The sequence below is a fragment of the Mesorhizobium sp. FG116 genome, from assembly GCF_057809835.1.
In genome coordinates this window covers 1-1,449 of record NZ_JBMDKS010000116.1, presented here as the reverse complement: position 1 = coordinate 1,449, position 1,449 = coordinate 1, and the positions used below count along the sequence as shown (strand labels likewise).

The following is a 1,449-nucleotide window of genomic DNA, read 5'->3' as shown; positions in this document are numbered from 1 at the left end:
AATCCATATGCTGCGCAACACAGCCATCACGTCCAACCAGGCAAAGACCGCGATGGATGCGATCGCCTCCTCGGCGGCAGCCGTCGCCAAAGCGATTGCCAATCCCGCCGAGCGCGCGATCTTCGAGTCCGCAGCCCGGGTCATCGACAAGGTCGTCAAGCTTCAGCTCGACTCTCGTGTCGCAAAGGGTAAGGACCGGAACGACGGCAAGATCTCGAACGCGACGTCGACCAAATCGGCTGCCGGGCGCGACGCCGTGCTTGAGAAAGGCGAGATCGATCGTACGGCCAGCAATCGCAGTGTCGACGTTTCGCGGATCGCCCAGGCCAATCAGGGCAGGGCTGTTGCCGACGATCGCCACGAACGCTCCCGTGATCGAACGAAGGAACGTGAGCAGGAAAAACAGCCGGACCGCCAGATCCCGTCCCGCGTCATCCTGACTCCCCCGAAAGACCGGGATCGCGGCGATCGCAACCGGTAGTGCGAGGGGCGCGGATCGTCGCCGACTTTCGCGGCGAGCTCGGCCGTCTAGGCTCTGGCGGCCGCCACATGGCTTTCGAGACCGCCTCAAAGAACTGCTCGATCCGCTCGGGCGGTATTTTATCCGGTCGCCATCAGGCCGGAGGGTTTTTCCAGCCACATGGACCAGGCTGAACAATGCCGGTTCCAAGGCGAACAGTCGATCACAGGAGGATCCCGGGCCATGCTTTGTGCAATGGACGCAAAGCTCGAGCGTCCGCAATTGCTTGCGATCTGGCGAATAACCCTGCTGCTCGAGCCAGCTCATGGCCCGTTCGTGGTCAAAGCGGCTGCCCTTCATTGCTGAAACGCACTGTCGTTCGAAAAAATGAAAGAGTGCGACCATGAAAGCATTGCGGATCAACTGCTCGGCCCGGGTCGCTTCCTCGTAGAGCTGGAATCGGTGATCGGAGTCATCCTCATTCTCGCTGTCGACGGTCGGCAGGTCCGTTTCCTGCTCGATTGATGCGCGACGATTCTTGACGGACGACATTGCCGCCTCATAGGCACCGTCGATCTCGCTGAACCCAAATCCGTAAAGCCATTCGCGGATTGCACTGCGTGTCGATGGGGGCAGGGGAACCATGTTTTCCTCTTGCAGGGGTCGCAGGTCAGAGCGGCTGGATTGGCGATCAATCCAGCGTGGTCGTTAGGCTGCTTGTTGACGGCGCTCGCATTCAGATCTCTTCTTACCCAGTAGAACTGCAGACTGCCATCGTTGCCATCGCTGAGAATGCTCTTCAGGCCGCCTGCCGGCGTTGAGATTCAAACCGACTCGAATTTCGCTAGAGAAAATCTGCCTAAGAGTGCACTTTCGCAAATGCGCCAGCGTTGTTGGGAGAAGAGCGGTGCCGCAATGGCCGAAGGACAAGCTGCTGAAACACGGCCCGGAGCTTCCGTTGGAAGAGCGGATTCGCCGCTATCAGCACA

General features: G+C 59.6%; 1 pseudogene. It reads left to right on the top strand.

The annotated features are described in order from the left end of the window. A pseudogene (locus ACODTY_RS24000) lies at positions 1 to 481 on the top strand (relaxase/mobilization nuclease domain-containing protein); the annotation flags it as partial. Between the last annotated feature and the right edge of the window lie 968 nt (positions 482 to 1,449).